This is a genomic window from Weissella uvarum (genome assembly GCF_016908785.1).
Taxonomy (GTDB): Bacteria; Bacillota; Bacilli; order Lactobacillales; family Lactobacillaceae; genus Weissella; species Weissella uvarum.
In genome coordinates this window covers 94,641-116,925 of the sequence record NZ_JAFBEO010000001.1, presented here as the reverse complement: position 1 = coordinate 116,925, position 22,285 = coordinate 94,641, and the positions used below count along the sequence as shown (strand labels likewise).

Here is a 22,285-nt window from a genome sequence, read left to right as displayed (position 1 = left end):
TTAGAATGGCTATTAAACAACACAAAATGAGGTAAACAGCATGGCAACTGAGTATGAAAAAATGATTAATGGAGAGCTATACATTTCAGCTGATCCAGAATTGGATGTGATGCGGAAAAAGGCGCATGCTTTGAATCGGGAATACAATACTTTGGATGAAGATGATCCACGGCGTTTTGAAATTATGCGTGACTTATTCCAAGATGATGATATTGAAGCTTACCTACAAGGGCCAATTACCTTTGATTACGGGCTTAATACCAAAATCGGTAAACGTAGCTATGCAAATTTTAATCTAACGGTACTTGATAGTGCCAAGGTGACGATTGGCAATGATGTGATGATTGGGCCGAACGCAGCCTTTTTGACGCCAAATCATCCTTTGCGTTATGAGGATCGTAACTTACGAAAAAATGCATCAGGAGCTTACATCAACTATGAATCAGCATTACCAATTACCATCGGTGATAACTGCTGGCTTGGTGGTAATGTAACAGTACTCGGTGGTGTGACAATTGGCGCTGGTGCTGTGATTGGTGCAGGGAGCGTTGTCACCAAGGACATTCCTGAAAATGTGGTAGCAGTTGGTAATCCTTGTCGTGTCCTACGTGAAATTACGGACGCTGACAAAATTGACTTGCCAGAAGAAAATTAACTCTCAAACAAAAAAGCCTGACCATCTATTTGGTCAGGCTTTTTCTGTACTCTCGCGGGCATCAATTTTGAAATCAATAAATGTAGAAGTTAGTGCATTGGGATGAAAATCGGTATCCAATAATTCTTGCATCGCTTTTTCACCCATGGCCCGGAAATCTTGGGTGACCGATGTTAGGTTTGGATGCATCATCCATGTAAGTTCAGTGCCATCGATGCTAATGAGTGTAAGATCATCTGGCACAGTTAGGCCAAGGACTTGCGCTTGGTTTAACAAGCCAACCGTAACTAAGTCACTACCGCCGACAATCGCCGTCGGTGTATCAGCCTGTTGATGATAAGCTGTCATCGCTTGTTGTCCAGTAGCATAAGAATAGTCGCCGGTATGAATTAATTCATCCGGCATCGCTAATTCATGTTCTGCTAGCGCAGCTAGATAACCGGCTTGACGTTGTTCACCAACATAACTAGTTGGATCAATTCCGGCTAAACCAATCTTAGTATGTCCAGCCTCAATGAGATACTCAGTGGCTTGATAACCGATTTGGTAATCATCAGAACTAATAAATGGAATCTCTGTTCCCGGATACGCCATTGAGACGAATAGGTAGGGGATGTGAGTATCATGCAATTGCATTAAAGTGACTTCAGTAAAAGGCACCGAAATAATTAAGAGGGCTCGCACTGGCCGTTCAGATACTGTATCTAAAGCAGCTTGTTGTGAAGCGGCGTCATCCCCAGCGTAAATGACCATAATGGTTAAGCCGTTTTGCTGAGCTACGCTGAGAATGCCTTGCATAATTTGTGTTGAAAAATTAGTCGCAGAATGATTGACCATCACCATGACAACGTTGCTTTCTTGCGTTACCAATTCGCGGGCGCTGGTATTAATTTTATAGTCCAAGTCTTGTACGGCTTGATGAATTTTATCAGCGGTAGCTTGCGTATATTTTCCTTTTTGATTTAAGACCCGAGAAACCGTTGCGGTTGATAGGCCAGTTCGTTTGGCAATATCTTTAATTGTTGACATAAATGAGTGTGCTCCAAAAATAAATAAAATGTAAACGTTTACATTATGAATCATACATGTTATTCTATGAAATGTAAACGTTTACATTGCTCGTTGGGAAGACTAACACGATATAGAAATAGGATAAGGGAGGCCGGCGATGGCTACGAATGATTCAAATACAAGCGCTCCTAAAAAGAACACCTTACCAAAATTGAGTCTCATGACCATTTTTGGAATGACATTTGGGTTCTTTGGCGTTAATATGGCATTTTCACTGCAATCATCACAGATGGGACGAATTTTCCAAACTCTTGGAGCTGATCCCACAAAATTAGGATTTTTCTTCTTGTTACCACCTTTGGCGGGGATGATTATCCAACCACTAGTGGGGAAGTACTCAGACCGGACTTGGAATCGTTTTGGTCGCCGGATGCCTTATTTAATGATTGGGGCACCAATTGCGGCTTTAGTGATGATTTTGCTACCTAATGCTGGTTCACTTGGTTTGAAGCATTTGCAAGTTTTGGCCTTTGGTGCCGCTGCCATTGCAGCCTTGGACCTATCTTCAAACGTTTGTATGCAACCCTTCAAGATGATTATAGGGGATATGGTAAATGAAGACCAGAAAGACTTAGCGTTTTCTTGGCAACAATCATTTTCAAATCTTGGTGGTGTGTTGGCCACAATGATCCCATTCATCTTGACGCTTATTGGGGTACCAAATGTGGCTAAGAGTGGTGAAGTACCAATGTCAGTTAAGTTGGCCTTTTATATTGGTGCCGCAGTCCTATTACTAACTGCGCTCTTGACGATTATGTCAGTCCACGAATATAATCCTGAAGAATATGCAAAGTATCATGGAATTGAAGAACAAAAACAACAAAAGCAACCTAGTTTGTTGGCACTATTGAAAAAGGCACCTCGTGCTTTTTGGGAAGTTTCATTCGTGCAACTATTTACTTGGTTCGCTTTCCAATATTTGTGGACATATGGAACTGGTGCAATCGCACAAAACGTTTGGAACACAACTAACCCAGCCTCAGCCGGCTATCAAGCTGCAGGTAACTGGTTTGGTGTTTTGACCTGTGTCGAATCATTGGCTGCTGTGGTTTGGGGGATGTTTGTGATTTCAAAGTCTAAGCCCCAATCACGTAAATTATGGTTTAAAATTAGTTTGGTAATTGGTGGCCTTGGTTTCTTATTGACCGCCTTCACGCACTCACAATATATGTTGATTGTGGCCTTTGCCTTTATTGGAATTCGTTTCTTAACGATGCAAACGCAATCACTTTCTCTTGTCACGGAATCACTAAATGGTGAAAACGAAGGGGCTTATCTTGGTTTGTTTAACTGCAGTATTTGCTTGCCACAAATCATTGCCTCATTGGCTAGCTTCGTCATTTTTCCATTAATTGGTAAGTCAATGCCTGGCATGTTGATGATTGCTGGTGCTGCATTACTTGTTGGTGTCTTTGCAGTTAACTTGATTCACTCAAAGTTTGAATAAAAGGAGTTCTAATATGAAGTCAACTTGGTTTAAAGATTCAGTTGTATACCAAATTTATCCCCAATCATTCCAAGATAGTAATCATGATGGGGTTGGAGATCTAAAGGGAATTCAATCACGTTTAGATTATTTAAATAAGCTGGGGGTTGATGTGGTTTGGTTGAACCCAATCTATACGTCACCAAATCAAGATAATGGTTATGATATTGCTGACTATCGTTCCATTCAAAGTCGTTATGGCTCAATGGATGATTTCGATGAATTGTTAGCTGATATGCATGAGCATGATTTGAAGTTAATCATGGATTTGGTGGTTAACCATACTTCTGACCAGCATCATTGGTTCCAAGAAAGCAAGAAGTCTAAGGATAATCCTTATGCTGACTACTATATTTGGCGTGATCCAGTTGATGGACATGAGCCAAATAATTGGGGGTCATTCTTTAGTGGTCCAGCTTGGACGTATGTACCTGAGCGTGGACAATATTATTTGCACCTATTTGCGGATGGACAACCTGATCTAAATTGGGAAAACGAAAAAGTTCGGGAAGAAGTGTATGATTTGATGCGCTTTTGGCTTGATAAAGGGGTTGACGGTTTCCGGATGGATGTTATCAATTTGATTTCAAAGCCAGCTGGTTTGCCAGATGCACCGCAAGCGCCGGATGCACCATATGGTAATGTTGAACAAGCAGTCGCCAATGGTCCACGCGTTAATGAATTCTTGCAAGAAATGAATCGCGAAGTTCTTTCAAAGTACGATATTATGACGGTTGGTGAATGTGCCGGTACTACACCAGACGAAGCTATGCATTATGCTAATTTGGATGATACTGAATTGAATATGATTTTCCAATTTGAGCATGTTAATTTGTCACCAAATGAAAATCCAGCCTTGACCAAGTGGAATGATGAACCAATTGACTTGGTCGAATTGAAGCAAGTCTTTTCTCGTTGGCAAACTGAATTGGATGGTAAGGCTTGGAATAGTCTTTACTGGAATAATCATGATCAACCACGCGCTGTTTCACGCTTTGGAAACGATACGCCGGAGTATCGTGAGTTAGCTGCTAAGATGTTGGGAACCATTTTGCACATGATGCAAGGAACACCTTATGTTTATGAAGGTGAAGAACTCGGCATGACGAATGTGCACTTTAAACAATTAAGTGATTATGAAGATTTGGAATCAATTAATGCTTATCATCAATTTGTTGATGAAGAACAACTAGTCGATTCACAAACGATGTTGAATTATTTGGAAGACCGTTCACGTGATAATGCGCGGACACCAATGCAATGGGATGATAGTACACATGCTGGCTTTACTGATGCGACACCATGGTATGGGGTTAACCCAAACTATACCGACATCAATGCCAAGGCGGCCTTAGCTGATGACGAGTCTGTTTTCTACTACTATCAGAAGCTTATTCAATTGCGGCATGATTCAGAATTGATTCGCTATGGTAGCTATCGTCTTCTTGATGGTGATAACCCAGATGTTTATGCTTACGAGCGTGAGTATAATGGACAAAAATTAGTCGTGCTTGGCAATTTCACTGATCAAACGCTTGTTTATGGGGCCGTTGAACAAACACAAGGTAAGTTGCTCATTGGCAATTATGATGATGACCAAGGTGAAACGTTACGTCCATACGAAGCGAAAGTTTATTTGGTTGACGCCGAATAAGGTTCGGCTGAAGCGTGATGTAATGCGAGATTAAAGTAATGAACCCCCTGACCAGTTTCTGGTGAGGGGGTTTGTGTGTGCAATGGGATTTTCTTACACAAGTCTTTAGAATTAAAGCCTTGCCAATGCGCGCTGATATGTAATAAGATTGTCTCGTATGTATTAAGCTAGAAAATGGACAATTTTGTGAAAAATTGATAACTGAGGTGTAAGAAAATGAAGGTAAGTATCTTTGGGTATAATTTATTTGGTATTGGGGGGACTGTTAGAAGTAACCTAAATACAATTTATGAATTTGCGAAAAACCCTGATAATGAAATTGTTTATTATAATTTCGTAGAATTTAATAATCGAGATGTTCGAAAGCTTGTTAAGGAGCATCCTTATCTTAAAGATGTCAAATTCAAGCCAATGAACGCTTTATTCAAGTTGCGTCGTGATGAGTCTGACACCTCGCTATACTTTATTACGCGTGAAAGTTTCTTTGCGATTGCAAAGTTAATTCGTTCAAAGCGTCCTAATGCAACCATTTTGGGGGAGATTCATGCACCACTTGCATTCTTGAGCCCAGATATTGAAGAATACCTACCTTATTTCTCTTATATTCGTGTTGCAACGGATAGTATTAAGAAAGAATTTATCGACACTTATGGTTTCGATCGGGTCTTTGTCCAACGGGTTAGTTTGGAACATTTGTCACGGGAAGACATGCATGCTAATACGCCAACGACCAATTTTGCCGTAATGTCACGTTTCTTTGAAAAGCAAAAGGATATCGCATACTCAATCCGTTTGATTGATTATTTGGTTAATTATATGCACCAAGACGATATTCGCTTCTATATTCAAGGTTCTGGAGGTGGAAAACGCCTCTATCAAAACTTGATTAATTATTACCATTTGGAAGAACATGTCTTCATTAATGAGCCATTGCCAGATGACTATATTTATCTTTCAACGGCCGGCTATGAAACATTAGGTTATTCAATTGTTGAAGCCGTTGACCAATCTCGTTTAGCTTGTGTTTACGTTGGTGAAGACAAGGTTAACTATGAGAATTTGCATGATGTTAAGGCCATTAACTGGTTAACTGGTGAACTAGAGCATGATGCTCAAGTTATGTTAGATACCACGACTGAGCAATTGTCACAAGCTGATATGCAAGACAGTATTGAAGCAATCATGGCCCCAAGTGATGATTACTTGAAGAATATGATGGCAAATGTTGCTGAGCCAGTTCATTTTGATGAAAGCTTGACGCGTCCATTGACTGAAGATGAAACGGCTTTGGTTAAGAATGATATTGTTAATCAAACAATCACAACAACTAGCTTCTTCTCAAAGTTCCGTAAGGTATACCGTAAGATGAAGCGTTGGCCAATTATTGGTAAGTTAGTTAAGAGCCCTTGGATTAAGTCAACAATCAAGAATGAAGTGCTTAAGCTTGATGATAAGCGTCGTGTGGATAAGGAATTGCCTGAGATTCAAGAACATTACTTCTTCTTTGAATCATTCCACGGAAAGAATTTCTCAGGAGATCCAAAGTACTTGGCTTTGGCGATTGCCGAAAAGTATCCTGATGCCAAAATCTTTGTGAGTTCGGTTAACCAATTGGTCGATATTGAAATCCGTAACTATGGCTTTGAAGCAGTTCGTTTAGGTTCAAAGGCGTACTTGGATGCGTTCAGTCGTTCAAAATATATCTTCGTTAATGGAAATACTCTTGATCGTGCTGGAAAGCGGCCTGAGCAAATTGTTGTCGAAACTTGGCATGGTTTCCCAATCAAGAAGATGGTTAATGATTTGGAAGACCCTGAGCAACGTCAAAACGAGTCAGAAAAGTTTGCTCCTCGGATGCAAAAGTGGGATTACCTAACGACAGCATCTGATTATCAAAAGGAATTGTTGTCTTCAGCATTCCGTCTTGAAGATAATGAACATCTAACGATTCTAAACGAAGGTACGCCTAAGAATGGTTATGTGATGAAGGAGAAGGACTCTGAACTCGAAAAGGAACGTTTGCATGTGAAGTACTTCAATGCGCCAATGCAACCTGGTAAGAAGTATGTTCTCTTCTGCCCAACTTGGCGTAAAGATAAGCGACAAGACGTTACTGAATTAGACTTGAAGGAAGTGATTGATCAACTTCCTGAAAACTATGAAATTATCGTTAAGCTACATCCATTGGAAGGTCGCATGCGTGCCCATTATGCCGATCTTGATCCACGGATTCATTGCTTCTATAACGAATTAGTTGATATTCAAGAATTGTATATCTTAAGTGATGTGTTGATTTCTGATTACTCATCAGCGATGTTTGACTTTGCTCACACTGGTCGCAAGATTATTCTTTTGCAAGAAGATGCCGAAGAATACACCAACCAAATTGGTATGTACTTCGATGCGCAAGAAGTGTTGGGCTTGAAGGGTAAGGCCTATACTGCTGAAGAGTTAGCCCAAGAAATTGTACACAGTGAACAAGAAACACCTGCTGATCATCCATACGATGCACGAATTGTTGATACACTATTGAATAAAGACAGCATCGACTCAGCCCAAGAAATTCTCGATAGTATTGGTTTATAAAATTGGCCGCTAACCTCAGGTGACTGGGGTGAGTCTGAATATAACGGCATGGACCAACGCGTCGATGATGCTAACAAACCGTTTTGAGATTGCATTAGGCCATCAACGCCAGCAATGGTGGATGGCCTAATTTTTCCCTTGAGATGAATTTGTGGGAAGACTAAGGTCTATTTTAGAATTGAATTATAGAATGATATAATCAATTTTTATAGAAATAAGATATAGAGCAAATCTTTTGAAAATAAGGAGTTATATCCATTATGATTAATGCACTCAAAATACTTTGGGAGCAAATCACACATTTACCATTGATTGTCCGAATGGTGAAGTTTGGTGATCAAAGTACGTATAAAAATTTTATTTTGGGGCAAACATGGAAATTTGTTAATCCGATTTTGCAAGTGACCGCCTACTTCTTGATGTTTGGTTTGGGATTACGACAAGTTTCAATGCCTGGTGCACCAACCTCAAGTCCGCTTTATTATTTAGCTTGGATGCTATTTGGAATGGCCATGTGGCGTTTTATTAATGAAGCGGTTATGAGCGGGTCACAAGCGATTAAGCGTCAACTTGGCTTAGTGACAAAAATGAAGTTTCCTATGTCAATCTTGCCATCAGTTTCAATTGGTTCATCGATTTGGACACTGATTGTTTTGACGGTCTTGGGAGTGGTGATGTTGTTACTAACTGGTCAACCACTAAGTCCAAATTGGCCATATGTCATTTATTATCTTTTGGCATCGTTTTTGTTCATTTATAGTTTTGACTTAATCAATTCAACGATTTTAATCATCATTCCAGACTACATTAGTATTTTGCGTTTGGTGATGTCGATGGGAATGTGGTTCGCCGGTGTTATCTTCAATTTGAATTTAATGAATAATGCAATTGGAGATATCCTCCGTTTGACACCATTCTATTATTTGATTGGTGGTTATCGTGATGCACTATTTGCACCTGATGCAAGTTTTGCAAGTTTCTTTACCCCAGCAACGATTATTTTCTGGAGCACGGTCGCAATCTTTATGATTGTTGGCGCATACTTACATTTACGTTATAAGGACGACTTTGTTGAATATAAGTAGTACCATTGGCTAATTTATTTAAAATATCGCTATCGCGTTCTTAATAGAAATTAAAAGACGAAGGTTGAAACATGAGTGAAGATGATAAGAAAATTGTTGCTAAACAAGTGACAAAACGTTTTGAACTTGAAACAAGTTCAAAAGAAAAAATCAAAAATCTTTTTAAACCTGCTAGTCAAAAGGATGACAATGGCTTTTGGTCGCTAAAGGGCGTTTCTTTTGAAGTGGGCGCCGGCGAGGCCATTGGTGTCGTAGGATTAAACGGATCTGGAAAGTCGACGCTGTTAAATGTGGTCAGCGGGATTTTCCCGCAAACAACTGGTGATGTCGAAATTAATGGTGATACATCAATTATTTCAATTGGGGCTGGGTTGAAGATGAATTTGACCGGTCGCAATAATATTGAATTTAAATTATTGATGATGAACTTTAATCACAAACAGATTAAAGAGTTGATGCCACAAATTATCGAATTTTCTGAATTGGGTGATTTCATTGATCAACCGGTTAAGAGCTATTCATCTGGAATGCGTTCAAAACTTGGTTTCTCAATCATGGCTTTCACGGATCCTGACATCATGATTATCGACGAAGCTTTATCAGTTGGTGATTCTACTTTTGCAAGTAAGAGTTTTGATAAGATTCGTGAGTTTAAAAAGCAAGGTAAGACAATCTTTTTCGTTAGTCATTCGAATGCACAAGTTAAAGAGATTGCGGATAAGATTATCTGGATGCATTATGGTGAGCTGCGTGAATTTGGCCCAACTGATGAGGTGATGCCACATTACGAAGCTTGGCAAAAAGACTTTAAGCAGAAGTCACAGTCAGAACGTGATGCTTATGTCGCTGAAAAGAAGAAGGCCCAACGTGAGTTTTCATATACTGATGCGGCTACACAACAAGTTGATGAAGAGTTAGCAGAAAATCCTAATGCCAAGCAATTTGACAGTGAGGCTGATAAGGAAAGCTATATTCAGAAGTTAGCTAAGAAGATGGCTAAGCGTGGTGGTAAATTACGCTTTGGTTGGATCAATTTGTTAGTGGTTATTGCGCTATTTGTTGGTGTCGGTTATGCAACTTATGATACGTTGACAGAAGCGCATCAAGAACGCGTACAAACGCAACAACGCAAAGAGCAAAAAGCTAAGCAGAAGCGTGAAGCTGCAAAGAAAGAATCAAGCAAAACTGATGCTAATACCATGTATGGTAATTCAAGCAATTAGTGCTGCTCAAAAGAGAGGTAATGTTGGAAAATCCAGCATGCCTCTTTTTTTGTACCTCAAAATTGTTGAAAATTATTTTCATGGTTTTTAGATTTTTGCGTAATTGATGAAAAAAACAAAAACTTTTGAAATAAATTTATTTGAAAATTGCACAAAGTCGATGAAGAAAAGTAATCATTTAGTAAAACGATTAATGGTTAACGGCTTCGGTAATTTGCCTGGGAATTTCACAAACGTATGGATGACTTCTACATGGTTAGGCAAGTGGTTTAAATGCTTAGGATATAGGCTTTTGACTCTGAAAAAAAGTTACATGCTAAAAGGGTCTTGTGAAATGGTGCGGTCCAGTGTATTATTTAATACGTAAAGAAAGCGCTTTCTTGATTTGATTTTTTCATGCAATTTATGTAAAAAAGGACCGACTTTGTGAAGTTGGTTACTCGATTATTCAAGAAACCGAGAGGGATAAATTATGTCAAAGTATGTGTTGTCAATTGATGAAGGAACTACAAGTACGCGTGCAGTCATTTATGACAAGCAAGGAAATACGGTTGCCCAAGCGCAACGTGAAATCTCAATGTTCTACCCAAAGCCAGGTTGGGTTGAACAAGATGCCAACGAAATTTGGGTTTCAGTTCAAGCGGTAATCGCTACGGTTCTAATTCAATCAGGCATTCAACCAACTGACATTGCCGGAGTTGGAATTACAAATCAACGTGAAACAACCGTTGTTTGGGATAAAGAAACTGGTTTGCCAATTCATAATGCGATTGTTTGGCAATCACGTCAAACGGCACCAATTGCGCAAAAGTTGATTGATGATGGTCATTCAGAAATGATTCAATCTAAGACAGGTTTGATTCCAGATGCTTACTTCTCAGCAACTAAGGTGCGTTTCATTTTGGATCATGTGAGTGGCGCACAACAACGTGCCGAAAATGGTGAATTACTATTTGGAACCATTGATACTTGGATCTTGTGGAAGTTGACGGGTGGTGCGGTTCACGCAACTGATTACACTAACGCTTCACGTACAATGATGTTTGATATTAATAAGTTGCAGTGGGACAACGACTTGCTTCGCTTGCTCGACATTCCAGCTAAGATGTTGCCAGAAGTACGTCAATCATCTGAAGTTTATGGAACGGCTATTCCAGTTCACTTCTTTGGTGCTGAAGTTCCAATCGCCGGAATTTCTGGTGACCAACAAGCTGCTTTGTTTGGGCAATTAGCTTTGAACCAAGGTGATGTTAAGAACACTTATGGAACTGGATCATTTATCATGATGAACACTGGCGACAAGCCAAAGATTTCAAAGAATGGTCTTTTGACAACAATTGCTTATGGTATGAATGGTGAAGTCACATACGCTTTGGAAGGTTCAGTCTTCGTTGCTGGATCAGCAATGCAATGGTTGCGTGATGGTATGCGTGTGATTGAGCGCAGTCCAGAAAGTGAGGAAATGGCCTTAGCTTCAAAGAGTGATGATGAAGTTTATGTTGTACCAGCCTTTACTGGTTTGGGAGCTCCTTACTGGGATTCAGAAGCACGTGGAGCGGTCTTTGGTTTGACGCGTGGAACGACACGTGAAGACTTCGTTAAAGCCACTTTGCAATCACTTGCTTATCAAAGTAAGGATGTTATGGAAGCAATGCATCAGGATACTGGTCTTCGTGTGGCTAAGCTTCACGTTGACGGTGGCGCCTCATTAAACAACTATCTCATGCAATTCCAAGCTGATTTGATTCAAAAGCCAGTTGTTCGGGCGGCTAATGTTGAGACAACAGCGATTGGTGCAGCTTACTTGGCAGGATTAGCAGTTGGTTTCTGGAAGGATACTGATGAGCTAAAGACTTTGACCAATCAACCAACTGAATTTGAGGCGCAAATGCCACAAGAGCGTGCTGAAGATTTGTATGAAGGATGGCAATCAGCTGTCGCAGCCACACAAGTATTCAAGGCTAAAAAGCGGGGGAACAAGTAATGCAATTTAAGAGTGAACAACGTGTAAATGATATTGAAGCTTTAAAGAACACTGAGTTCGATGTTGTTATTATCGGTGGTGGAATTACTGGGGCTGGAATTGCTTTGCAATCTGCAGCGTCAGGCTTGAAAACAGCAATCATTGATATGCAAGACTTCTCGGAAGGAACCAGTAGTCGTTCAACCAAGCTTGTGCATGGTGGAATTCGCTATTTGAAGACTTTTGATATTGATGTTGTGGCTGACACAGTTGGTGAACGGGCCCGGGTCCAAAAAATTGCTCCCCATATTCCACGTCCATCACACATGATGATGCCACTTTATAATGAACCAGAAGCAACTTTCACACCACTAAGTGCTGAGATTGCGATGGAAATTTATGATAAGTTAGCTGCCGTACCACGGAATAGCCCCTTCGTTCATCGACTTTTGTCATCTGAGGAAGCCAATGATTATTTGCCAATGCTTAACCAAGAAGGCTTGGACGGCTTAGCAATTTACTTGGACTTCCAAAACAACGACGCACGTCTAACAATTGAGAACATTAAGCAGGCCGCTAGTGATGGTGCCGTTGCGGTAAGCCATTTGAAGGCCCTTCAAATTTCAGATAGTGGTGATGACAAGAAGGTACATGTGCAAGACAACATGACCAATGAAATTTTTGATATCACTGGAAAGATTGTGATTAATGCGGCTGGCCCTTGGCATGACACGATTACGAAGATCGCGGACGAAGAAACAACGGATTCAATTCGTCCAACTAAGGGCGTGCACTTAGTTGTTAACCAAGATCGTTTGCCAGTTCCAAATACTCTCTATTTTGATTCAGGTTTCCATGATGGCCGAATGATTTTTGTTATCCCACGTGCTGATAAGACTTATTTTGGAACGACTGATACGGATTACCATGGTGATTATAGTCATCCAAAGGTAGAACAAGAAGATGTTGATTACTTGTTAACCGCCATTAACCATCGTTTCCCAAATGCTAATATTACACTTGATGATATTCAAGCTAGCTGGGCTGGTTTGCGTCCATTGATTGGTACGGGTGATTATAACGGTAATACACAAAAGAAGAAGGTTTCAGATGAAGCCTTACATGAACTTGATGATACTTTGGATCAATACTTTGATAACAAGGTTGACCGCAAGGCTGTTGATGCTGAATTGAGTCAATTAAATGGTGGCGCTAAGAGTGCTTCAAGCGTTTCACGTGGTTATAAGATTAAGGTCGAAAATGACATCGTCAACGTTTCAGGTGGTAAGATTACGGATTATCGTTTGATGGCATCAGATACGATGAAGGAAGTTGCTAAGATTCTGCGGGATAAGTTTAACCAGGAAGCCAAGCTTGTTGATTCAACGAATTATCCCGTTTCTGGTGGCCATTTCGATCCAACTCATGTTGATGAAGCAATTGCTGAATTTGCCAAGGATTTGGAAGCAGTTGGCGTAACGCCACAAGAAGCCCAAGAAATTGCTGATTTCTATGGCTCAAATACGGCTGAATTGATTGAATATATTAAGACTGGGGAAGCAGCCCCACATTTGTCAGTAACTGAAACAAGTATGTTGCATTACGCAATTGATAAGGAATTCGTCTTGCGTCCAATTGATTTCTTCTTACGTCGGACAAACTACTTACTCTTTAAGTCAGAAGATTTGCCACGTTTGGAAACACCAGTGATTGACGAAATGGCTCGTTACTTGGATTGGTCTGATGAAACCAAGGCGGCAATGCGCCAAGAATATGAACAATTACGTGATGAAGCGCAATTGAAGGCGCTCAAAGAAGAGGCAGAATAATGACAAAACGCACACCAATTATTATTGGAAACTGGAAAACAAATAAAAAAGCGCATGAAGTGAATCAATTCTTGGAAGAAGTTCAAGGTAAGCTTCCTGATGCTAGGGATGTCCAAGTCGGCATTGCTGCGCAAGATATTTTCTTGCATGAGATGGTTAAAGATGCCAATAGCTTAGAACTACCGCTTGGTATTTTTGCTGAAAATGTGTACTGGGCCGATGAAGGTTCATATACCGGTGAAACATCACCAGCTGCTCTGGCTGATATTGGGGTCTCAGGATCAATTATTGGCCACTATGAGCGCCGTAAGCTGTTTAAAGAAACGAATGGATCAGTTGGCTTGAAAGTTTCAGCTAGTTTACGCAACGGTTTAACGCCAATTGTGGCCATTGCCGAAGATACGACCCGTTATAATCCAGATGACGTTGAAATGGCACCGCTAACGGAAATTGCGGTTGCCTTAGCAGGTGTTGATAAAGCTGTGGCTGATCGAATTGTCATCGCGTACGAACCAGCTTGGGCAATTGGGGCCGCCGAAGCACCTTCACTTGAAGTGATTGAACACGCTGCTCGTGTCATTCGAAATTCATTGGCCATTTTATTCTCGCAAGATGTGGCGGATAAAATTCGGATTCAATATGGTGGTTCAGTGACGCCTGAAAATGCGAAAGGCATCTTAGGCCTTGAAGACATTGATGGCCTATTGATTGGGCGTGCTTCACTCGAACCTGCTGCTTTCTTAAACATGGTTCAAGATGCGTTGGAAGGATAAGGAATGGAAAAATGAAACAAAAGTTATTTGGTGAAATTGTCGGAACGGCCTTGTTGCTGTATTTTGGTACCGGCCTAGTCATCTTTGCCACTGGTTACAATGATGTTGTGGGACCAGCGCTTGGTTGGGGGTTGACCCTAATGGTTTTGATTTATGCTTTCGGACCTATGTCGGGGGCTCATTTTAACCCTGCCGTAACTTTGTTGATGTATTTGACGAAGCGGATGCCAGCAGCAGAAGCCGGTATTTACGTGATTGCTCAACTAATCGGGGGCTTGATTGGTGAAAGCTTGGTTGTCTTCACTTATAAGAGTTTATTGCATGGCACTGGAATGAGTTGGGGACAAGCGGTTGCGCAAAACCACTTGAATAGTACGATTTTCCCTAACATCTCAAGTGGCATGGCCTTCCTAACCGAGGTTATTCTAACAACATTCTTGATGTTAGTTATCTTGATGCTAAATCATTCAAAGATGAATACTTATGCGATTCAATCACCAATTGCGGTTGGTTTGACGATTACAGTGCTCGTCTTCGTTGCTGGTAATTTGACTGGCGCTTCAATGAACCCAGTTCGTTCATTGTTCCCAGCTCTCTTTGCTGGTGGGATTGCGCTTCAAGACTTGTGGGTATACCTTACAGCGCCATTCTTGGCTGCCTTTATCGCTGCCTTGATTGATCGCTATATCTTGGATGAAAAGGGACCCCTAGCAGCTTAATTAAAAAAAGATGGTTATCTGATGAAGATAATCATCTTTTTTTGTGTTCAGAGATAGCGTATGATTTAAGTATAGACAATAAAGATATGGGCTGTTAGCCAAAAAGCAGATAGGAGTAGGGTATGACTTTTTTATGGATTCATTTAATTACATGGGTTGTTTTAATTGTCGTTGCAGCGGTAGCTGTATTGAGTAACAATGAAAAGATTAGTAAGGTTTGCATGATGATTGCACGTTTGTGCTACATCGTTGCAATTGGAAGTGGGATTCCGTTGTTTGGTTATGCCTATCACCAAGATCCTTGGTTAACCTTGATTAAGGTCATCTTAGCCATCTTGCTAATCGGTATTATTGAAATGACCTTCGCACGTAAGCGTCAACATAAGCTCACCAGTCGCTTTGCATTCATTGTTTTGCTCCTAACAATTTTGTTGGGAATGTTTGGCATGTATTTAGCAGGTGGAGCACCGCTTAAATAGTTATGAGAACAGTTGCTTAGCATAAGTAACTGTTTTTTTGAGGCCTTTTTTTATCAATGGATTGCGTATGGCAAGATTATAGACAGCGCTTACAAAAAAGCCGATAATGATGGTATAGGAGTGCATGATTATGAATGGAGGAGTATGATATGCAGGGTTTAACTAAGATGACAAAGGCGTTTTTTATCTATGCAACAATCTTATTTATTAGTTATTGTTTGCAGTATGGTATCGGTATGATTGCGCCAGAATTTCCGGCGCCCGCCCCTTTAATTGGGTTGATTTTATTATTCTTAGCGTTGCAATTTGGGATTGTAAAGCTAGAATCAGTCGATAATATGGCTTCTACTTTGATGGCTTTAACGGGTTTCCTTTTCGTGCCATCAGGTATTTCAATTATTAATTCAATCGATGTCATTAAGCATGATGGTATTAAGTTATTAATTATCATCGCCATCGCCACAGTGGTGATGTTGATTAGCGTTGCTTATACGGCACAATTAATTTTTTCACGTCGTCGTGAAGCGCTTGATGCTGAAGTAGAAAAGGAGCTGAACTAATGGAGCCATTTTTCACATCACCCTTTTGGGGTATCTTTTTAACCGTTGCAGCATTTACAGTAGGTGAATTTTTATATCGTAATACGAATAAGTTGTTTGTTTTTCAACCGTTATTCGTGGCCACGATTATTGGCGTGTTGACGATATATTTAGTGAGTCAATTGACTGGGCAAACAATTAGCCAAGCTTATGCTGACTATAAGCACGGCGCTGATATTATCTTTTGGTTTATCGGCCCTGCGACAATTTCATTTGCGGTTCCACTTTATAAGAAGCGCAATATTTTATATAAGTTCTTTATCGAGATTTTTGCGAGTCTCACGATTGGGATTTTAATTTCAATTACGGTGGTTTATTTACTCTCAAAGGTCTTGGGACTAACGAAAATCTCAACTGGTGCGATGATGCCCCAGGCAGCGACGACAGCGATTGCCATGCCAATTTCATCAATTATTGGTGGCGGTGGCGCAGCTGGAAAGGCGGCTGCTTCAATTACGGCCGTTACGGTAATTCTAAATTCAGTCATTATCGCAGCACTTGGATCTCAATTTATTAAATGGTTCCATTTGGAAAAGAATCCAGTGGGGATGGGCTTAGGATTTGGAACAGCTGGTCACACGATTGGATCGGCAACGGCGTTGACCTATGGTGAAACCCAAGGTGCCATGGCGGCTGTGGCTGTAGTTGTGGTGGGCTTGGTTGTTGATATTGTTGCACCATTCTTCGCTCATTTAGTTCATTTTATGTGATTTAAAGGCAATTCAAAAGGAATCCTGCTAAAAGGTGACAGGGTTCCTTTTTAGTTTGATAGTGGCATGCTTTTATGCACTAACAAAAAAACAGCTCCACCTGAAGGGGTGGAGCTACTTTCTTATGCTTCAGTATTATGAACGTGTTGGTAAAGTTCAATAAACTCGCCAACGAGATCACGGTAAGTAATCGCATTCATTAAGTGATCTTGTGCGTGCACCATATAAAGGTTCACATCAGTATGTTCACCTTGTGCTTCTTTCGTTAAGAGATCAGTTTGGACATCATGGGCTTGTGAGAGGGCTTGATTAGATTGTTCCATCAAATCCTTTGCTTTGTCCAAATCGCCATTCTTGGCAGCGGTAAGCGCTTCATGAGCCAACCCCTTAGCATTACCAGCGTACATGATGATATTCATCACGACTTGCATGTATTGTTCATCCATGGGTTACTTCTCCATCAAATCTTCAGCAAACTTTAGGATGTTTTCTCCGTTCATCATCCCGTAATCCATCATAGGCATAACATCCATCGGAATGCCCTTTGCATCAGTCTTCTTTTTAATATCATCCTTTAAGTAGGATACTTGTGGTCCAAGTAAAACAGCATCAGGAACCTTGTCTGAATTTAATTGTTGTTCAAGATCAGCCGTTGACTTAGCAAAGATTTCATAATCTTTACCGGCAGCTTTAGCTGCTTCTTGAATCTTTTGAACCATAAGTGAGGTCGACGTACCTGCTGCGCAGGCGAGCATAATTGTTTTATCTGCCATAATCAATGAACTCCTATTTTTCGATTAATGTAAATGACTGCCAAGGCTTGATTGTTTCTAAGACTGGCATGTTTGAAGCGTGGACGTGACCGACGACATTGTAGTGACCATCATTCTCCCAAGGGGCGAGGTCGATTTGTAGTTCGCCTTTATACTGTCCAAATGATGTGTTGCCGATAACAATATCGCCAGGCTGAATGTCGATTAAATTATGAGCCGGAACATCTTCGGCTGCGTATTTAATCCGGGGCTGACTCGAACGAATCATATAACCAGAACAATCACCGCGGTAAAGATGGACTTCATCCAAAATAATTTGGCGCTCAATAGCGGTTAAATCATCAGCTAGTTCAATTTCTAAGACCGGGTAAGGTGTCTGATAAGCATCAGCGATTAACTTTAATTCATCATGGCTCACTAGCGAACTGCTAATATAAAGATTATCAATTAAATTGATTTGCTTCATTAGCTGGACTTGGCTAGCCGCTGACATGGCACGTTGGGCTTCCATTGAAACCATACGTTCGGCAACTGGCCAGGGGCCAACTTTACCAGTTGTACCATCGATAAACGCTGAAGTCTCTAAGTTATATTGCTTGTAACGTTCAGTTGTTTGAATAAAGTAATCTTTTTGCAAACCAGTTCTGATTTGCGGATAGAAATTGTGAGAACCAATTAAGTTACGTGGGTTAGGACCAAAGTCCCAGACCATGTCAATGTAGTGTTGACCACGTGAAATATTCGTTTCAATCTTAAGATTGTAGGGATTATAGGTCATTTTTGCTTCTTCATAACCAGTGAACCCTTCATCTAAACGAACAGTTGTTGCACCAATTTTTGCAAAGAAACCTAATTCATCATAAGTAATCCCAAGTTGCTTAAATAGTTTGGGATTAATATCAACTGTGGTTTGCATCCCCAGTTCATTCCCGTACATGATAATGTTCTTAAAATTCTCGACTACGCTCTTGGCATCGCCAGTTACCTCTAATAGGGAAGTGAAAATTCTCGTGTAACCAAGACTGTGAGCGTCATCTAAGTAAGCTTTCATCTCATCAAATTGGCTCTTTGATGGATAAATTGAAATTCCAAGTTCGTGCATCGTTGCGGCCTCGTTTATTCGTTTGTTGCAGCAGCTTCAAGATCTTGTTCGTTCTTTAGTTCAACGCGGTCAACGTTACGCATGAATGGTAGGTAAAGCGCTGTGTCGATTACCAAAAGAACGATTTGCAATACTGTTCCAGAAATGTGTGAACCGGTTGCCAAGAATCCTGAGATAATTGGTGGAGTGACCCAAGGAACCATCACACCAACGGTTGCGTGCACGATACCAGTTGACATTGCAACATACGTAATGATGGCGTTAATTACAGGTACCAATACGAACGGAATAATCAAGCTAACATTCAAAACGACTGGAACACCAAACATTGTTGGTTCGTTGATGTTGAACAAACCTGGTGGTGTGATCAACTTTTCCAAAGTCTTATAACGCGCTGACTTAGCAACTAGCCACATTGCGCAGACCAGACCAAGTGTGGCACCACCACCACCAAGGTAAACGAAGAAGTCCATGAATGGTTGGGTAACCATGTGTGGCATGGTAGCGTTAGGATGAGCTTGATAGACCTTCAAGTTTTCAGCCATCAAACCAAGCCAGATTGGGCTCATAATGGCTCCAGTAATGTTTCCACCATGAATACCGATGAACCAAAGCAATGAAGTCAAAATAGTTACGACAATTGCACCAATTAGTGATCCACCAAAGGCACCCAATGGACGGCCCAAGACAACTTGTAAGATTTGGTGAATATCACCAAATGGCGTCATCTTAAGTCCGGCGTATACAAGACCCCAGAAGATAATGATGACAAAACCAGGAATCAAAGCAGCAAATGAATTTGAAACGGCAGGTGGAACACCATCTGGCATCTTAATTCGAATATCACGCTTAACAAACCAGTTGAAAATTGCGGTACTTACTAATGCGACAATAATAGCTGCGAATAATCCACCAGCACCAAGATGGCTGTAAGCAATCCCGGTTTGTGGTTCTTTACCACCAGTTGTAAGATCTGGTGTCACTAAGAAGAAACTAGCAAGTGAAAGGATACCGGCTGATAATGCGTCAGTACCATGTGATTCAGCATAACGATAAGCAATTCCAAAGGCGGCTACCAAGCCAATTAAACCAAAGCTGGCATTGGTAATCTTAACCAACCAATCGAAAATCCCGTTATCAACTAGCCAATTCTTAAATGGTTCGATTGAAAAACCGTTGGCAATCAATAATGCCATTGATCCAACGATCACTAATGGCATACTCAGGGCAATTCCATCACGGATGGCATTCAACGGCTTATTGGCCGCTAGCTTCACCCCAATGGGTTGCAAATATTTCTCCAAAAACTTTGTAACCTTGTCATTCATAATCCTTGCCTCCCAACAAGTTATTTAATAAATATTCCCTATGCCTATAATGTAAACGCTTTCATAATAAAAAGCTAGCCCTAAAAACGTTGATATGACGGTTCTGGTATATACCAATTAGATGGTTGGAAAATGGTGTTTCGATTTACTTATCGGTGGGATGCTCTTCGAAAAAAAGAGCAATGCTATAGCACTTGTTAAAAATTTTTTGGGAATTTGAAGGGGGCGTGGTTGGGGTGCGCCTTGTAAAAAGAGGGTATGCTATAATGTCTTGTTAGTATCAGTAAAAGAATAAACAACGAAGGTAGAAAATTATGGTGGCGTCGGAAGACTTTTTAACAATTGAGGAAGTCCATTTGTATATGTTGGAGATTTTGGATGATATTTTAGATTATCTAAAGCAACATAATATGACGTATGTCTTAACAGGTGGCTCGGCTTTGGGGGCAGTTCGGCATCATGGGTTTATTCCATGGGACGACGATATTGATTTAGCAATGCCACGTGAGGAATATGATGCATTTGTTGCTAATTATCGGCCCACTCAGCCTCGGTTGAAATTAATCAATCTGGAGCAAACGGATGGATCAGGGATTGCTTATACGCGAGTTGCCAATGTCCAGACTGGTTCACAAAATGAATTGTTAAATGTGAATAATGGGATTTTTGTTGATGTTTTTCCATTAGATCATGTTCCTGATCAGCAATCTGGACAGAAAAGTGCCTATTATCGTATGAAAATTTTAGATGGACTGCGGAATTCAACTCGGCGGACTGCCTTTAATCGGGATGAACCTTGGTGGAAGGTCTTCATCAAGCAAGTCACAACGAGTTTGGTTAAGCACCAATCGACTGACGGATATGCGGCGAAAATTGATCGTTTGGCGCGCAAAGTAAATGAAAAAAATCAGACGAGTCACACAATGTCGTTGTATGTGGTCCAAGGGATTAATGCGATGCGTGAAAACCAGTCTGTGGAAATATATACAACCAAACGTCAGCCAGCAGTTTTTGAAGGACGCACTGTGAATATTCCTGGTCCAGGGTACTTGGAAAAATTATTTGGTCCAAATTACATGCAAATTCCAGATGAACATAAGTCGCATGGGAATTTTTACATTCGGCATGATGCCACACAAGATGGTTTAGGTTAAAGAGGATTAAGATGGCAATTGAAGCAACATATTATATTGATCAAGTTTATGAAACAATTGAAGCAACACTTCGAACAGCATTGGAACACTTGTTATTGAATGCAGCTCGTAATGGCCAATTTGGTGTCGTGATTGAAGAATCTCCGGAATTATTTGATCAATTACGTCGCTATAATTTTTTTACGATGCCGATGGGATTTCAATTAGATGCCACAAATGATGGTCCAGAGCATGTGCAAACAATCTTACATTGGTCAGATATTAGTAAGCAACATGCGTCACTGGTTAATGATTTGGTCGCAATTTCAATTGAAAATTTCCCAGAAAAACTTGATGATGCAGAAACAGTAATTTATTTAAACATTAAAGCGCAGTTAGATGAGCATGATTTTGTTAAAAGTTCAGAAGTGATTTTCGAAGATGCGGCAGCGGACTTTATCAAGCAGCATGTTGATTATTTTAAAGCGGTGGGCATGCGCATCCGTAATGGGATTAAAGAAGTTGATATTGATGAGGGACAAACAGCGACCGATCAACAGGTGCTAGCTTTGACCATTTATTAATTTAAAGAGTGATTTTCCTGGAATTTTTGAAAAAAGCGAGTAAAATTGAACTATTGGCGTTATTCGCTAATTAGAAATTATTCAAGGAGGGTTGTACAAATGATGAGTACAATTTGGATGCTAATTATTGGAGCAATTATTGGTGCTATCGGTGGTGCGATTACTCACACTTCTATGGGTTGGATCGCTAACATCTTGGCTGGCTTGATTGGTTCATGGCTTGGTGAAACTTTGCTAGGAACATGGGGACCAAGCTTGGCCGGAATGGCTATCTTCCCATCAATCATCGGTGCTGTAATCGTGGTTGTTGTTGTTAGCTGGGTTATGAGCAAGATTAAGAACTAAGAGTTTTAAAAAGACGTCTATTACAAATAGGCGTCTTTTTTTTGTTTTTTAGCGGTCAGTGCCATTTAAATGATTTTAAGCTTAGTCTGGTTGTGTTTATTAGAAAACGTTTATTTTTGATTGACGTTAGGTGCGATATTAGGTATATTAAATTTATTAAGAATATTAAGAAAACCTTATGAATTTAA

The 22,285-nt window shown here is 40.4% G+C and carries 21 protein-coding genes; 16 read left to right on the top strand and 5 right to left on the bottom strand.

Annotated elements, in window-relative coordinates; all coding sequences use genetic code 11:
- Positions 1-40 precede the first annotated feature (40 nt).
- A complete protein-coding gene (locus JOC36_RS00590) occupies positions 41-655 on the top strand; it encodes a sugar O-acetyltransferase (RefSeq protein WP_205144567.1) in 615 nt (204 codons plus the stop codon).
- A gap of 33 nt (positions 656-688) precedes the next feature.
- Here JOC36_RS00590 and JOC36_RS00585 read toward each other — a convergent pair whose 3' ends face one another.
- Positions 689-1,684 (bottom strand): LacI family DNA-binding transcriptional regulator, encoded by a 996-nt coding sequence (locus JOC36_RS00585; protein ID WP_205144566.1) that lies wholly within the window; start codon positions 1,682-1,684, stop codon positions 689-691.
- Positions 1,685-1,823: 139 nt separating this feature from the next.
- On the opposite strand from JOC36_RS00585, the gene JOC36_RS00580 reads away from it, so the two are divergent.
- The 12 genes from JOC36_RS00580 (at position 1,824) to JOC36_RS00525 (ending at position 16,832) form a co-directional block, all read left to right on the top strand.
- On the top strand, positions 1,824-3,173 hold the full coding sequence (locus JOC36_RS00580) for an SLC45 family MFS transporter (RefSeq protein ID WP_205144565.1): 1,350 nt from the start codon (positions 1,824-1,826) through the stop codon (positions 3,171-3,173).
- A 13-nt stretch (positions 3,174-3,186) separates the two neighbouring features.
- On the top strand, positions 3,187-4,866 hold the full coding sequence (locus tag JOC36_RS00575; RefSeq protein ID WP_205144564.1) for a glycoside hydrolase family 13 protein: 1,680 nt from the start codon (positions 3,187-3,189) through the stop codon (positions 4,864-4,866).
- Positions 4,867-5,082: 216 nt separating this feature from the next.
- Positions 5,083-7,452 carry a CDP-glycerol glycerophosphotransferase family protein gene (locus JOC36_RS00570; RefSeq protein ID WP_205144563.1) on the top strand — a complete coding sequence of 790 codons (2,370 nt, stop codon included), beginning with the start codon at positions 5,083-5,085 and terminating at the stop codon, positions 7,450-7,452.
- 260 nt (positions 7,453-7,712) lie between these two features.
- Positions 7,713-8,537: an ABC transporter permease gene (locus JOC36_RS00565; protein ID WP_205144562.1), complete on the top strand. Its 825-nt coding sequence runs from the start codon at positions 7,713-7,715 to the stop codon at positions 8,535-8,537.
- Between the two features lie 71 nt (positions 8,538-8,608).
- Positions 8,609-9,760 carry an ABC transporter ATP-binding protein gene (locus JOC36_RS00560; RefSeq protein ID WP_205144561.1) on the top strand — a complete coding sequence of 384 codons (1,152 nt, stop codon included), beginning with the start codon at positions 8,609-8,611 and terminating at the stop codon, positions 9,758-9,760.
- 469 nt (positions 9,761-10,229) lie between these two features.
- On the top strand, positions 10,230-11,744 hold the full coding sequence (gene glpK, locus JOC36_RS00555) for a glycerol kinase GlpK (RefSeq protein ID WP_205144931.1): 1,515 nt from the start codon (positions 10,230-10,232) through the stop codon (positions 11,742-11,744).
- Complete coding sequence (locus JOC36_RS00550) at positions 11,744-13,552, top strand: FAD-dependent oxidoreductase (protein WP_205144560.1); 1,809 nt, start codon at positions 11,744-11,746, stop codon at positions 13,550-13,552. Before glpK ends, JOC36_RS00550 begins: the two co-directional genes overlap by 1 nt.
- Entirely contained in the window at positions 13,552-14,325 is a 774-nt protein-coding gene (tpiA, locus tag JOC36_RS00545) for a triose-phosphate isomerase (RefSeq protein ID WP_205144559.1), read from the top strand. Before JOC36_RS00550 ends, tpiA begins: the two co-directional genes overlap by 1 nt.
- A gap of 11 nt (positions 14,326-14,336) precedes the next feature.
- Positions 14,337-15,044 carry an MIP/aquaporin family protein gene (locus JOC36_RS00540; RefSeq protein WP_205144558.1) on the top strand — a complete coding sequence of 236 codons (708 nt, stop codon included), beginning with the start codon at positions 14,337-14,339 and terminating at the stop codon, positions 15,042-15,044.
- 122 nt (positions 15,045-15,166) lie between these two features.
- Positions 15,167-15,523, top strand: coding sequence for a DUF1516 family protein (locus tag JOC36_RS00535; RefSeq protein ID WP_205144557.1), 357 nt, complete (start codon positions 15,167-15,169; stop codon positions 15,521-15,523).
- Between the two features lie 149 nt (positions 15,524-15,672).
- The gene (locus JOC36_RS00530; protein WP_239517485.1) at positions 15,673-16,083 is read left to right on the top strand and encodes a CidA/LrgA family protein; all 411 of its coding nucleotides are present in this window, start codon (positions 15,673-15,675) and stop codon (positions 16,081-16,083) included.
- Positions 16,083-16,832: an LrgB family protein gene (locus JOC36_RS00525; RefSeq protein ID WP_205144555.1), complete on the top strand. Its 750-nt coding sequence runs from the start codon at positions 16,083-16,085 to the stop codon at positions 16,830-16,832. The genes JOC36_RS00530 and JOC36_RS00525 overlap by 1 nt, the downstream gene beginning before the upstream one ends.
- A gap of 122 nt (positions 16,833-16,954) precedes the next feature.
- Here the strand turns inward: JOC36_RS00525 and JOC36_RS00520 are convergent, their stop codons facing one another.
- Genes JOC36_RS00520 through celB form a run of 4 tightly spaced genes read right to left on the bottom strand, consistent with a single transcriptional unit; the run spans position 16,955 to position 20,035 of the window.
- The gene (locus JOC36_RS00520) at positions 16,955-17,278 is read right to left on the bottom strand and encodes a PTS sugar transporter subunit IIA (protein ID WP_205144554.1); all 324 of its coding nucleotides are present in this window, start codon (positions 17,276-17,278) and stop codon (positions 16,955-16,957) included.
- Between the two features lie 3 nt (positions 17,279-17,281).
- Positions 17,282-17,605 (bottom strand): PTS sugar transporter subunit IIB, encoded by a 324-nt coding sequence (locus tag JOC36_RS00515; RefSeq protein WP_205144553.1) that lies wholly within the window; start codon positions 17,603-17,605, stop codon positions 17,282-17,284.
- 13 nt (positions 17,606-17,618) lie between these two features.
- A complete protein-coding gene (locus JOC36_RS00510; protein ID WP_205144552.1) occupies positions 17,619-18,707 on the bottom strand; it encodes a DUF871 domain-containing protein in 1,089 nt (362 codons plus the stop codon).
- Positions 18,708-18,721: 14 nt separating this feature from the next.
- Entirely contained in the window at positions 18,722-20,035 is a 1,314-nt protein-coding gene (gene celB, locus JOC36_RS00505; RefSeq protein WP_205144551.1) for a PTS cellobiose transporter subunit IIC, read from the bottom strand.
- 314 nt (positions 20,036-20,349) lie between these two features.
- Here celB and JOC36_RS00500 point away from each other — a divergent pair, with 314 nt between their 5' ends.
- The 3 genes from JOC36_RS00500 (at position 20,350) to JOC36_RS00490 (ending at position 22,097) form a co-directional block, all read left to right on the top strand.
- Positions 20,350-21,189 carry a LicD family protein gene (locus tag JOC36_RS00500; protein ID WP_205144550.1) on the top strand — a complete coding sequence of 280 codons (840 nt, stop codon included), beginning with the start codon at positions 20,350-20,352 and terminating at the stop codon, positions 21,187-21,189.
- An 11-nt stretch (positions 21,190-21,200) separates the two neighbouring features.
- Entirely contained in the window at positions 21,201-21,752 is a 552-nt protein-coding gene (locus JOC36_RS00495; RefSeq protein WP_205144549.1) for a hypothetical protein, read from the top strand.
- 102 nt (positions 21,753-21,854) lie between these two features.
- Positions 21,855-22,097, top strand: a complete 243-nt coding sequence (locus tag JOC36_RS00490) for a GlsB/YeaQ/YmgE family stress response membrane protein (protein ID WP_205144930.1) — start codon at positions 21,855-21,857, stop codon at positions 22,095-22,097.
- Positions 22,098-22,285 lie beyond the last annotated feature (188 nt).